11 protein-coding genes are annotated in these 12250 nt (G+C 46.5%); 2 read left to right on the top strand and 9 right to left on the bottom strand.

Annotated elements, in window-relative coordinates; genetic code table 11:
* Window positions 1–74 precede the first annotated feature (74 nt).
* From ONT18_RS04160 to dnaN, 4 genes are all read right to left on the bottom strand, one after another.
* Window positions 75–1004, bottom strand: coding sequence for a DUF4835 family protein (locus tag ONT18_RS04160; protein WP_082231212.1), 930 nt, complete (start codon window positions 1002–1004; stop codon window positions 75–77).
* A complete protein-coding gene (locus tag ONT18_RS04155; protein WP_153080250.1) occupies window positions 940–2196 on the bottom strand; it encodes a bifunctional phosphopantothenoylcysteine decarboxylase/phosphopantothenate synthase in 1257 nt (418 codons plus the stop codon). The genes ONT18_RS04160 and ONT18_RS04155 overlap by 65 nt, the downstream gene beginning before the upstream one ends.
* Before the next feature lie 81 nt (window positions 2197–2277).
* Window positions 2278–3141, bottom strand: a complete 864-nt coding sequence (locus ONT18_RS04150; RefSeq protein WP_117586197.1) for a 3'-5' exonuclease — start codon at window positions 3139–3141, stop codon at window positions 2278–2280.
* Between the two features lie 51 nt (window positions 3142–3192).
* Window positions 3193–4320, bottom strand: coding sequence for a DNA polymerase III subunit beta (dnaN, locus tag ONT18_RS04145; RefSeq protein ID WP_264904237.1), 1128 nt, complete (start codon window positions 4318–4320; stop codon window positions 3193–3195).
* A gap of 210 nt (window positions 4321–4530) precedes the next feature.
* Here dnaN and ONT18_RS04140 point away from each other — a divergent pair, with 210 nt between their 5' ends.
* On the top strand, window positions 4531–4977 hold the full coding sequence (locus tag ONT18_RS04140) for a DUF3127 domain-containing protein (protein ID WP_264904235.1): 447 nt from the start codon (window positions 4531–4533) through the stop codon (window positions 4975–4977).
* 112 nt (window positions 4978–5089) lie between these two features.
* Here ONT18_RS04140 and ONT18_RS04135 read toward each other — a convergent pair whose 3' ends face one another.
* From ONT18_RS04135 to ONT18_RS04125, 3 genes are all read right to left on the bottom strand, one after another.
* Window positions 5090–6268 (bottom strand): MFS transporter, encoded by a 1179-nt coding sequence (locus tag ONT18_RS04135; protein ID WP_117727804.1) that lies wholly within the window; start codon window positions 6266–6268, stop codon window positions 5090–5092.
* A 41-nt stretch (window positions 6269–6309) separates the two neighbouring features.
* Window positions 6310–7083: an NAD(+) diphosphatase gene (gene nudC, locus ONT18_RS04130; protein WP_217313955.1), complete on the bottom strand. Its 774-nt coding sequence runs from the start codon at window positions 7081–7083 to the stop codon at window positions 6310–6312.
* A gap of 72 nt (window positions 7084–7155) precedes the next feature.
* Window positions 7156–8919: a bifunctional metallophosphatase/5'-nucleotidase gene (locus tag ONT18_RS04125; protein ID WP_264904232.1), complete on the bottom strand. Its 1764-nt coding sequence runs from the start codon at window positions 8917–8919 to the stop codon at window positions 7156–7158.
* A 148-nt stretch (window positions 8920–9067) separates the two neighbouring features.
* Here ONT18_RS04125 and ONT18_RS04120 point away from each other — a divergent pair, with 148 nt between their 5' ends.
* Entirely contained in the window at window positions 9068–9883 is an 816-nt protein-coding gene (locus ONT18_RS04120; protein ID WP_006846592.1) for a J domain-containing protein, read from the top strand.
* Window positions 9884–10040: 157 nt separating this feature from the next.
* Here the strand turns inward: ONT18_RS04120 and ONT18_RS04115 are convergent, their stop codons facing one another.
* Both ONT18_RS04115 and ONT18_RS04110 read right to left on the bottom strand, forming a co-directional pair.
* Entirely contained in the window at window positions 10041–11369 is a 1329-nt protein-coding gene (locus ONT18_RS04115) for a zinc ribbon domain-containing protein (protein ID WP_264904229.1), read from the bottom strand.
* A gap of 116 nt (window positions 11370–11485) precedes the next feature.
* Window positions 11486–12172, bottom strand: a complete 687-nt coding sequence (locus ONT18_RS04110) for a GH25 family lysozyme (protein ID WP_217326318.1) — start codon at window positions 12170–12172, stop codon at window positions 11486–11488.
* Window positions 12173–12250: the final 78 nt, after the last annotated feature.

The following is a 12250-nucleotide window of genomic DNA, read 5'->3' as shown; positions in this document are numbered from 1 at the left end:
GGAACTTAACCTACCTAGGAAGAATCTTTCCTTTATCATCCGAGAAGTTGCCTCGAATCATTCTGCATGTAGCCTTATTCCTTGATTTTGTCCCAATATGAGTTTTGAGAAGGATTGATGGAGAAGAGCAGCTCATAAATGCTTTCTTTCTCTTTCTGAGTGCCATGTTTCTGATAGATGTTAGCAAGCTCGTCCTTCTTATAGTCGGTCCAGATTTGTGGCAGCAGACTGAGCGGTCTGTCCGTACGTGCCTTCTTCAGATCCTGGAGCAGGGTGTTGGTGATTTCAGTTCTGCCTCGTTCCACATTATTCGCCATTTCATCGAGCCCTTTTCTGTAATAGTTGTATTGCAGCATTCTGAAAGGTTCCATGGCTCCGTCGAGATAATCGGAAATGATGGCGAACCGGTTTCTGTTGTCGCTAAACGCTTTCCAGCCCGGAAAATCAAGATTCTGGGCGTTGTTGGTGAGGTTCATGCAACGTTGCAGAATGTCTTCACCACCTTTAGGCGCAAAACTGTCAAGATCTAAACCGATGATGAGGTAAGCATAGTAGGCGAGCAGAGCCGTTAGCTGGTTGTCAATCCGCTCTTCGGTAAACTCCAGCTGATCGAACTCGGCAAACTTGAACGTGAAGTTTTCATCCACATTATTATATAAGGTGGACGTATAGGCTGAATTGTAGACGGGACGGTTGGCCTGGATGAGCGCCTTGCAGGTAAAGATATTCTGGTCTTTATCATACTTGCTTACCGTGATATTGAAGTTGCACACGATGCGCTCGTTCTTCCTGAATTGAAGATTCGTCCATTGCCTGTCGTTCACAAACTGCTCAAGAGTTTGCTGCAGATTATCGAATACCCGGTTTTCCGTGCCCTGAATCTGGGCATGGTTGATGGTAATCTTAGCCTGCAACTCCTGAGCGGCTGATGTGATGGGACTACAAGAGATGAGCCAGCTCGTTGATAATGTCGCGAGCCACTTCAGTTTTCGGTTTCTTCTCATATTCTTTCTTACCCTCTTCAGAAATAATCGTTATCTGGTTATCATCCGTACGGAATGTGGTTCCCGGATTGCGAGTAGAGTTAAGCACGATGAAATCGGCATTTTTCTTTTTGCGCTTTTTTTGTGCGTTAGCCTCTTCGTCGTTGGTTTCCAGGGCGAAAGCCACGATTCGCTGATGTTTTTGTTTCATTTTGCCAAGGGCTGCAGCAATATCGTGAGTAGGGACGAGGCGGAGTTCCAGATCATCTTTCTCGCGCTTGATTTTCCTGTCAGCAATCTCGCTTGGCTTGAAATCAGCAACAGCAGCACAGAGAATGGCTGCATCGGTTGAGGCAAAAGCTTTAGTGGCTGCCTGATACATTTCCTCGCAACTTTCTACATCGATGCGATGAATGGCTTCGGAACAGCTGAGCGAAACCGGACCTGCAACCAGCGTAACCTCAGCACCACGACGGCAGCACTCTTCAGCAAGGGCAAAGCCCATTTTGCCGGAAGAATAATTGCCGATGAAACGTACCGGGTCAATCTTTTCGTAAGTTGGTCCGGCTGTAATCATGATCTTCTTGCCTTTCAAATCGAGCTTATCGCTTTCTTTTTCCTTGCAGTTTTCTGATGCAGCTTCATCTGTCTCTGCATTCTGCTGAGCCTGTTCATCGAAGAATCTGTCGAGGCATTCTACGATAATATCAGGTTCTTCCATGCGTCCCTTTCCTTCCAGTCCGCTTGCCAGGAATCCCACTTCGGGTTCTATGATGTGATTTCCATAGCCCAGAAGTGTTTTCATGTTGGCTTGGGTAGAAGGATGCTTATACATGTCGAGGTCCATGGCTGGAGCGATGAAAACAGGTGCTTTCATCGACAGATAGGTTGTGATGAGCATGTTGTCAGCAATTCCGTGAGCCATCTTTCCCATGGTAGAGGCTGTGCAAGGAGCGATGAGCATGGCGTCGGCCCACAGACCTAAGTCTACGTGCGAATTCCAGGTTCCATCGCGCTGTGAGAAGAATTCGCTTACCACAGGCTTATGCGTAAGAGCCGAAAGGGTGATGGGAGTGATGAACTCCTTTCCTGCAGGCGTAATGACTACTTGCACTTCGGCTCCGCGCTTGATGAGACCTCGTATGATGAGGCAAGACTTGTAGGCTGCAATAGAGCCCGTAATGCCCAATACGATTTTCTTTCCTTTTAACATGAATTTTTCTAACTGTTAAGAAATAAATCCGAGTTTCGCAAGAGGTTTGTTCTTCAACCGCTTGCGAAAGTCCGGTAACAATTATTTTCCCATTCTCTTGTTGAATTCACGAAGGCGGATGCGGGTAAGCACCTGCTTGGTATTGTTGGTGAAATCGCTTCCCAAGACCCATGTAAAATAACCCGGGTCTTTGGTCAGAATCTCAGCCACATCCCATCCTTTGTATTTGCCGAAGTTGAATACTTCGTGCTTCAAAGGATTTCCGTTCTCATCGTTTACAACGTTGCCCTGGGCGTCTTTTACCTCTTCCCAAACGATGCGTCCGGCGAAATCTACATTATCCTTCTGCTTAGAGAAATCGGCAAGTTCATCCATGTTGTTGTTGAGCACGCGCTCAGGTTCATCCTGCACGCCTGGAGCATACTTGTCGAGCTCGCCCATGAGCACGCGGTAAGTAGCCTCTGTATCCTGATCTGCACGATGAGCCTCGAAATCTTCCTCCATCTTTCTGCCGCAATAGAACTTGTAAGCAGCAGCCAGGTTTCGGCGCTCCATTTTCATGAAGATGGTCTGCGCATCGATGAGACGGCACTTGTTGAAATCGAAGTCGATTCCAGCACGCAGGAATTCTTCTGCGAGCATCGGTACATCGAAGTGGTTGGAATTGTAGCCTGCGAAATCGCAACCTGTAAATTCCTTCTCTAATGTGGCAGCCAGCTGCTTGAAGGTTGGCGCATCTTTTACATCTTCGTTGCTGATGCCTGTAAGGGCAACTACTTCGGCAGGAATCTCCTTGCAAGGATTTACGAAGAGGTTCTTGCGGTCTTCAGTTCCATCAGGCATTACCTTGATGTAAGAAATCTGTATAATACGATCCTTGATCATGTCAAGACCCGTTGTCTCCAGGTCGAACACGATCAGAGGCTTTGTCAAATTGAGTTTCATTTTTGTAGAAATACTTTTCTTTTTGTTGTTTCAGAGAAAGCCCGTGCTCCTTTAGTCGTTAAGGAGCATAGGCATGATGAGCATCAGAATATCTTCGTTCTCAGGCTGTTCTGCTGGTACGATGATTCCGGCACGGCTTGGGTCTGCCAGCTGGATGATGATGTTGTCGCTGGTGAGATTGCTCAGGATTTCCATCAGACTGCTTCCCTTGAAGCCGATGCTGATAGGAGAGCCGTTGTATTCGCAAGACAACTGTTCCTTTGCAGATGTTGAGAAGTCAATATCCTCAGAAGAAACCTCGAAACGGGCTGACTCGATGTGGAAACGGATGAGTTGGCTGCTCTCGCTTGCAAATGGCAATACGCGGCGCAAAGCACTCTGCAAGCCTCTGCGGTCTACTGTAACCTCGTTAGGGTTGTTTGGAATGACAGAGTTGTAGTTAGGGTAGCGGCCATCAATCAGTCTGCATCTCATAACGCCGTCAGTAAACTGGATTTCTGCGCTTCGGTCATCAAACTTGATGATAGCGTCGTCGCCGTCCTTGCTCAGAATGTTCTTCAGCAGAGAAGCTGGCTTCTTAGGCAAGTTGAATGCTGAAGGAGATTCGCTCTTGATAGTGAAGTTCTTGCTGCGAACCAGCTTGTGACCATCGCTTGCTACGATAGCGAGAGCATCTGCTGTCAGGTCGAAGTAAATACCGTTCATGACAGGGCGCAACTCATCGTTGGCTGTAGCGAAGAGCGAGCGTGAAATGTTGTTGATCAGCATTTCTGTAGGCAAAGAAACGGTGGTGCAAGCATCGTTCATGCTCTGTGTGCGAGGATATTCCTCTGCGCTCTGACCTGTGAAGTTGTAAAGACCGTTTTGGTAAACAATCTTGATGGCAATGGCTTCTCCGGCAGCATCCACATCGAAGTGAAGAGGCTGCTCAGGCAGTTCCTTCAACGCATCGAGGATTACGCGGTTAGGCACACAAAACTCACCTTCTCCATCGTGGTCGGTAAGAGCGAGTGTACTCTTGATGACATTATCACTATCGCTAGCCGTGATGCTCATTTCACCGTTAGCAACTTGGAAAAGGAAACAATCGAGGATTGGCAACGAATTCTTGCTTCCAATCACTTTTGCGAGCATGTTGAGCTTGCTGCTCAATGCAGAACTTGATACTGTAAATCTCATGAGTATTTTATTTAAATTTTATTTTGTTTTCTGTTTCACCTTAATTTAATTAGGCAATATCACCTAATTGAGCACAAAAATACAAAAAATATCGCTGATAAGCAAAAATAATTGGAGAAAAGTTCTAGTTTTTGAACTATTTTTAGTAATTTCGCAGTCAGAAAGAAAAAAACACCCTTTAAACAAAGGAAAAACTTTAAATATTATCATATGGAATTACAAGGAAAAGTTATTGCCGTTTTGCCTGAAAGAAGCGGCGTCTCTGCAAGAGGAGAGTGGAAAGCTCAGTCGTTCGTAATTGAAACCCACGAGCAGTATCCAAAGAAATTGTGCTTTGATGTTTTCGGAGCAGACCGTCTGGCTCAGTTCAACATTCAGAGTGGTGAGGAACTTCTGGTTTCTTTCGATATTGATGCTCATGAGTATCAGGGCCGTTGGTACAACAGCATCCGTGCCTGGAACATCCAGCGTGTTGACCCTAACGCCGTAGCTGGTGCTATGGGCGGAATGCAACCAGGTGCGTTTCCTCCAGTAGGTGCTCCTGTAGCTCCTGCTCAGCCAGCAGCTCCTGCTAATGGCGCAACTGCAGCATTCCCTCCAGTTCAGCCTGCAGCTCCTGCAGCAGAGGGTGGTAGCGCAGATGATCTTCCTTTCTAAAAACAGAAAAGTAAGATAAAAATAAGAGCACTTCGCCTGAGACTTTCTTCTGTCTCGGATGAAGTGCTCTTTTTTTATTCATAATCTTATATTTCTCTTTATCAACTGTTTTCTATTCTCTGCGTCTCTTTTCAAAGAATTGTTTCGAAGCGGCAAAGAAGAGGAGAACGGAAGCTGCATTTTCTATAGCAACCATCCAGAATGTTCCGTTGTAACCGAAATGTTCTGCCACAACTCCGCCTAGCAGACAGCCGATTCCGAAGCCCAAATCCCAACCTGTAAGAATGCTGCTGTTTGCCGTTCCACGCTGGTTGTGACGAGCCACATTAATAAACATGTTGAGAAAGGCTGGGTAAAGATGACCGTTGCCCAGGCCGATAAGGCAAGCCGAAAGATAATAGGCTACCGGGTGCTTGACGGCAACAAAGATGATGAAACCAACAAGCGAAAGCAGCATTCCTTCGGCCGCATTCTGGGTAAGTTTGCCCTGGCTCAAGGCTTTTCTTCCCTGCAATCTTGACAGGAACAGGCCCATGGAAAGAAGGGCAAAATAAGTGCCCGTTCCGCCCGTAATTCCGAGTTCCTCCTTGCTGTAAATCGCAAGATAATTGCTCAGAACGCCCCAGCAGAAACCGAACATGGCGATGTTGATGGCAAGGAGCCAGGCACGCGTCAGGAAGAAGCGGTCGAGAGAAAGCTTCTCCTTGTTCTTAACGATTTCCTTTTCGGGGAGGCGGATGGTTCCTGCAATCACAACTGAGGCAATCGCCACGATGAAAGCTATCCAGAAGAGAATCATGTAACTGTCTACCGCATTATGGAGATAGATTCCGATGGATGGAGCAATTGCCATGGCAAAATTGTTGCTCAGTCCGTAGAGTCCGATTCCTTCATTTCTCCTACTTGCCGGAAGAACGTCGATGGCGCAGGTGCTGTTGGCAACCGTTACGGCTCCGAACGGACCTCCGTGCAGGGTTCTGCAGATGGCAAACATCAGGATGGTGCTGGCTGCAATATAGCCGGCAAAGAAGATGGCGAAGGCCGAGAGACAGACCATCAGAACCTTTTTGCGCGAAAAGCTGTCAACCACATATCCGCTGAACGGACGAATGATGAGGGCGGCAACCGTATAGCCGCTCAGCACAATTCCAATCACATCTTTCGTGGCTCCAAAATTTTCGCTCAGATAGAGAGGGAGCAAAGGTGTGAGCAGATAGAAGGCGAAATACAACAGAAAGTTGGTAGTCATCACCTTGATGTAGTTTGCATTCCAAAGTTTCTCTTTCATCATTTTTTAGAGTTTATCCTCACTTTTAGAGTTTGTCCTCATTATTAGAGTTTGTCCGCCAGCCAGGCGTCGATGAGTTTTCGGGCGATGGAAAGTTTCTCTGGGAGAATAGGGAGATTCTCTTTCGTGAACCATTTACCACGAGAGAGTTCTTCTTTCTGAAGATGAATTTCTCCATCTACATATTCTGCCGAAAAGCCAATCATCAGACCGCTCGGATAAGGCCAAGGCTGGGAACCGAAATATTTCAAGTTCTTGATAGTCAGACCGGTTTCTTCCATTACTTCACGATGAACCGCCTCTTCCAGATTCTCGCCAGTCTCTACGAAACCAGCCACGAGACTGTCGAAATTTCCCTTGAAATTGCGAGCGTGTACCAGCAAGACCTGATCATCTTTCTTAATCAGAACGATGATGGCTGTGGCAAGCGAAGGCCAGACCTGTTTGCCGCATTCTGTACATTTCTTACTGATGTCGGTTGCCATTTTCATCGGAGCTCCGCAAACGCCGCAGAATTGGGTATTCATGTCCCAATAGTTGAGTTCCTGACACTTTCCTGCTTTCTGGTAAAGGGCAGGAGAGAGTTTGTAGAAACTAGGGCGCAAGCCGCACATTTCGTACTTCGGATTGTCGGTAACGGGCTCAGGAATGGTGAAGGTCTTCACCTCTGTTCCGTCTTCCATCGGGGTAATATTGAGAATGTGAGTCCAAGGCTTTGTTGGGATTGGACTCTCTTCTGAACAAGGAATCGTATAGGTTCCGTCTTCTTTCTTTTCGAGCAAGAGATCAGTCTTGCAAAATATAAACCAATACTTCATTCTTTATTTTGAACTTATTTGCTTTTTTACTTTGAGCTTTATAATATGCTTTTCCAGAAGCGTTTCGAGAAACTATTTCTTCTTACCGAACAGCAATTCGAAATCGCGCTGGGCAGCAGGCTTGGTCCATGCTTCCGGCACAAACTTCCAGTTGTTATTTGGTTTTGCATCAACCGTTCCCATCTTTTCAATTTCTTCCATCAGATAGTAGCGCTGGTCGCGCTTGCTGCGATAGATGATTCGGCTTTCAAGACTGTCTTTCGGGATTCCGGCACCCTTGGTAAGGAGTTCGCCGCCGCCATTTCCACGATAGCTGTTAACGGCTACCTTGTACCATTTCTTCTCATCGAAAGGTTCGCCGTTGCTCATGCGCAGAATCTTCACCTTCTCGCCATCTGGCTTGGTTACGTCAACTTCGTAATCGATTCCCGCAGCACTATCAAAGTTGAACGAGAGATTCTTGAAACCGAGGCGTTGCTGGTCGCCAACGGTCTTCTCATCGAGCAGCAGGAGATGGTCGTCCGGGCTCTTCATGGTGTTCACCCAGAGGTCGTAACTCATTTCCAGATGCTTTCTGATTTCTTCGCCCGTCATGCGCATTACGTAGAGCTGGTTCTCATATTTATAGAGATTGAACATGTCGCTCACGTAGATTGGGCCGGCTTTCAGAACCGCGTTGAACTGAAGGGGAGCGTTGAACGAAATGTCGGCTTTTGTAATCTGCAACTGGAGGTTGAGGATGAAATCGTTGAAGGCAGAACTGCCGAAGAACTGGTCGCGGCTGTAGATGGTAGTCTTGAAGTTGCCAATCTGCTTGCCCACATATTTCTTTACTTCCGCAATCTGAGGTTCGAAAGTCTTCATGAAATCCTCGTCGATAGGACAATCTGTCACATCCACAATCTTGCCTGTCACCTTTTTGTCAGTTACCACCAGCTGCTTCTTTCCGTTCACCTTTTTTTTGTTGAGGGTGAGGGTTATTTCTGCATCAGCCACGCTAATGGCGTTGTTGGCAGGATCCAGGCAAACCACCTGCTTTCCATCAGTATTGGTTACGGTTTCGTTGTCGCGCGTATGGTCGTGACCGAAGAGAATGAGGTCGAAGCCCGGCACTTCTTTTGCCACCTTGATAGAGGCGTCTTCATCATATTCGGCAGTCTGGATGCCTCCGTCTTTTCCGCTGTGGAAGAGGCCGATGATAACATCCGGTTTTTCATTCTCCTGGAGATACTTCACCCATTTGCGGGCGTTTGTTACCATATTTTCAAATTTCAGTCCGCTCCAGAGATTCTCCGTGAGCCAGTTTGGAATGGCAGGAGTAATCATTCCCAAGACTGCCACCTTCACGCCCTCGCGGTTCAGGATGAGATAAGGCTTAACGTAAGGCTCGCCTGTAGAAGTGCTGATGATGTTGGAACCAAGAACTGGGCAATTGAGTTCTTTTATCCATTTGTCGTAAACTGGATGACCCGTTTCAACATCATGATTGCCAAACACTTGCGCATCATACTTCATGTAGTTGACCACATCGGCAGCCACGTTTCTAGCCTCTGTGTTTACATAATTATAATAATAGCAGGTAGGCTGTCCCTGCAGAATATCGCCATTCTCCAAGAGGATGAGGTTATCCTTATAGTCTTTTCGCAGATTATTGACGTAGGAAGAAACGCGCGCCAGGGTTCCTGCTTTTGGCTTACGGTTGATGAAATCGTAAGGGAAGAAAGAGCCGTGCACATCGCTTGTCTCTATCACTCTCAGTTTTACGGTACGTTGTTGTGCCATAGCTTGTGAATTGAAAGTTAGCGCCAGAAGAAGCGCAGCAAATAATTGTTTCATATTAATTAATGTATTACTTTTGAGTAATGAAAGCCCATCAGTTGAGCTCTGTTTCTTATTTTCTCTGCAAAAGTACAAAAAAGAACTTAAATAGGCATACTTTTTGTTGGATATTTTTTAAAAACTAAAAAATAGGAGGTTTTATAATATGGCATTTGTTGATTATTACAAGATTCTCGGCGTAGACAAGAACATTCCGCAGAAGGATGTGAGAGCTGCGTATCGTAAACGTGCAAAACAGTTTCACCCAGATTTGCACCCTAACGACCCGAAGGCGAAGGCTAAGTTCCAGGCGCTGAACGAGGCGTATGAGGTGATTTCTGACCCAGATAAGCGTGCTAAATACGACCAGTATGGCGAACAATGGAAGAATGCTGATGCATTCGGCGGTTTCGGCGGAGCTGGTGGTGCAGGCGGTTCCGGAAGCTATGGTGGAGCAGGTGGAAATCCATTCGAGGGTTTCGACTTCAGCCAGTTTGGCGGAGGCGGAGGTTTCTCCAGCTTCTTCGAAAATCTCTTCGGAGGTCGTGGAAGAAGCCAGCAGTCTGCTGATGGATTCGGTTCCGGCAATTTTGGCGGATTTAATGGTTCTGCCGGTTATGGTAGCGGCTTTAATGGGGCAGGCTACGGAGCTGGTGCTGATTTCGGTACAGGTGGTTGTGGCGGCGGTTGCGGTCAGAATGGTCGTGCCAATAACGGCGAAATGAACATGAATGTGAATATCGACCTTTATACGGCTCTGCTGGGCGGCGAAGGAATCATTAAATTGAGTAATGGTTCTAAAATCAAACTGAAGATTAAGCCGGAAACGCAGAATGGCACGAAGGTTCGTGTTCGCGGAAAAGGATACGACCGAGGTGACGGAACCTTTGGCGACCTGATGATTACTTACAACGTGAAGTTGCCAACCGGGTTGAATGATAAGCAGAAAGATTTGCTCCGTCAGATGAAGGATGCAAAGTAATTTCTAAAAGAAGGGAACGGGTTCTCGGACATGAGAACTTTTCCCAAAACATGAAGGTAAAAAGAAACGCCCTGCAAGAAGGGAACATTCAGAAATGAAGTTCCTGATCTTGCAGGGCGTTTTTTATTCTATTTAATCTTGCAGGGCGTTTTTTATTCTATTCTGCTGCATTAATCTTCGACATGTTGAACGCAGAAACCTTGCCGTCTGGCGAAACGGTTGCGTTGATTTTGAAATGGTTGGTTTTCTTAGTACCGTCGGTAAGCTGAACTTCCTCACGTGCTGAGAACTGAACCTGATATTCATAATCTTCGTCACCCACCTCGCGCTTCTTAATCTTATAATCGTTGGTGAGGAACCAGTTCAGGTTGGTCACATCTTCCTTATAAAGCTTATTCATAAAGGTTACAACATCTGCCTTGGTAGCAGAATTCTTACCCAGAAGCGAAGAGAGAATGTCCTCGCATGAAGCCTGCAAACCATCAGCATCGCGGGTATTGATGCTTTGGAAGAAATGGCGGAACAGACTGCTTACCATATCTTTCTCTTCTGGCTGCAAATCTCTGCTCTTGGCTTTCTTCATCGCATTCTCAGCCTCTTCGATATGTGAACCGTCAGCATGAGCGGCGAGATAAGCCTGGTAAGCTTCTGCATTATCAGCATTCTTGGCCACATTCCAGTCGATGGAATCTATCTTGTTCAAAACCTCCTGCTTGTGTGGACTGTTTGGGTATTTGTCGAGATAAGCCTGCAGGGCCTCTTTCGAACCGCTTACTACGGCGTTGGTCCAGTCCTGATCGGTCTGTTTCAGAAGTTCGAGGTGAGCCATGATGGAATCACGATGCGCCTCGTCAGCATCTTTGTAAGTATCTAGGTAACTCTGCAGAACCATCGGGTCGCTACTCTGCATCGCATACTCGTAAGCTTCCAGTTCCTTATTCTTATTGGCACTATCATAGAAATAGTAGAAAATGCCACAAACGAGGAAGGCGAAAATCAGAGAGATGATGATGACGCCACGGTTGCTTTTTTTCTTTTCCGGGGTTCCCTCGCCGTTTCCGCCGTTCTGAGAATTAGATTGCTGTGGGCGAACCGGAGGAACGGGTGGAGTAGGAGGTGTTGCTGTTCTGACAGGTGTCTGAGGACGAGCCTGCTGTCTGAGAGCCTCCTGTCTGAGAGCCTCCTGACGGCGGATTTCTTCTTGTCTGATTGCATTCTGTCTGGCTGCGTTTTCCGCTTCTTGCTGCTGAGTCATAGAAGCCTGGCTGGCAGGAGTCTGCTGGCTCATTCCTGTCGGAGGCGTCATTCTTGTGAGCGAAGGATTCAGCTCATGGCAGTTAGGACACATTTCCAGGTTGCTGAAATAAATCTCGCCACAATTTGGGCATTTGGTAATTTTGCCTGCTATTTCTACCCCGCAACTAGGGCAGGTAGGTGCTTTATCGCTAATTTGGCGTCCGCATTCCGGACATTTTATAATTGCCATAATTCTATTTTGTGTTTATTAATTTACTTATATAATTCATGCTTCTCTACTTCCAGATCTTATCTACTCTTTACCTTGAAGCTAATCATAAAGTTCCAAGTTCAAGGTTCCAATTGCTATCGATGTCTGAATCTGATTTCTCTGAGCTTGTGGCGCCCCATGAAACGGCTTTTGTCAACATAGCCGTTTATTCCGTTGAGTCTGCCCTTACCCGTATATTGCCACATTTCGAAATCTCTACCATCACGCAATACAGGGATGCGCTTCGTATACTGGGCAATCATCAGCTTGTAGCTGTCTAGCTTGCCCAGAAGATAGTTGTCATAGAAATTGGCTCCCGTATAGATGAGGGGTTTCTGCTTATATGCTTTCTCTACGAGATGCAGAAACTTAAAGAGCGAATCGCAGAATTCTTCTGTATTCATGCCGCTTTTCGTCTCCACATCAATCATAGGCAAGAGGTCCTGATCTCCCGGACGGCATTGGGCCTTGAAATTTTCCAGCTGCGTCTGCTGTGGGATGCGGGGTCTGTAGAAATGATAAGAACCTACTTTCATTCCGTAGCGATGAGCCAGGTCGATATTCTTCTTGTATTTGCTGTCGATGTTGGTTCCGCCCTCAGTAGCTTTCAGATAAACGTAAGCCATCTTAGAGTTGTCGCCCACGGTTTCCCAGAACACGTTGCCCTGATAATGACTCAAGTCGATGCCGTGAACGTGCCGACAAGTGTCTTCGCATTGCACCTGGGCATGGGCTCCCAAGGCAATAATGGATGCTATAATAGAGATAAATAATTTTTTCATAGATGCAAAGATACGAAAATCAGATGAAAATCGTACTACTAAGAGATTAATTTTATAGATATTTTACTCTTCGTCCTG

The sequence above is a fragment of the Segatella copri genome (assembly GCF_026015295.1).
Taxonomy (GTDB): domain Bacteria; phylum Bacteroidota; class Bacteroidia; order Bacteroidales; family Bacteroidaceae; genus Prevotella; species Prevotella copri_C.
Note: the sequence above shows the minus strand (reverse complement) of the source record. Positions and strands in the feature narration are given on the sequence as shown.

Coding starts and splice junctions, on each gene's coding strand:
- ONT18_RS04125 (WP_264904232.1), bottom strand. CDS start 8,919: ATGAAACAATTATTTGCTGCGCTTCTTCTGGCGCTAACTTTCAATTCA.
- ONT18_RS04135 (WP_117727804.1), bottom strand. CDS start 6,268: ATGATGAAAGAGAAACTTTGGAATGCAAACTACATCAAGGTGATGACT.
- ONT18_RS04155 (WP_153080250.1), bottom strand. CDS start 2,196: ATGTTAAAAGGAAAGAAAATCGTATTGGGCATTACGGGCTCTATTGCA.
- ONT18_RS04120 (WP_006846592.1), top strand. CDS start 9,068: ATGGCATTTGTTGATTATTACAAGATTCTCGGCGTAGACAAGAACATT.
- ONT18_RS04115 (WP_264904229.1), bottom strand. CDS start 11,369: ATGGCAATTATAAAATGTCCGGAATGCGGACGCCAAATTAGCGATAAA.
- nudC (WP_217313955.1), bottom strand. CDS start 7,083: ATGAAGTATTGGTTTATATTTTGCAAGACTGATCTCTTGCTCGAAAAG.
- dnaN (WP_264904237.1), bottom strand. CDS start 4,320: ATGAGATTTACAGTATCAAGTTCTGCATTGAGCAGCAAGCTCAACATG.
- ONT18_RS04140 (WP_264904235.1), top strand. CDS start 4,531: ATGGAATTACAAGGAAAAGTTATTGCCGTTTTGCCTGAAAGAAGCGGC.
- ONT18_RS04110 (WP_217326318.1), bottom strand. CDS start 12,172: ATGAAAAAATTATTTATCTCTATTATAGCATCCATTATTGCCTTGGGA.
- ONT18_RS04160 (WP_082231212.1), bottom strand. CDS start 1,004: ATGAGAAGAAACCGAAAACTGAAGTGGCTCGCGACATTATCAACGAGC.
- ONT18_RS04150 (WP_117586197.1), bottom strand. CDS start 3,141: ATGAAACTCAATTTGACAAAGCCTCTGATCGTGTTCGACCTGGAGACA.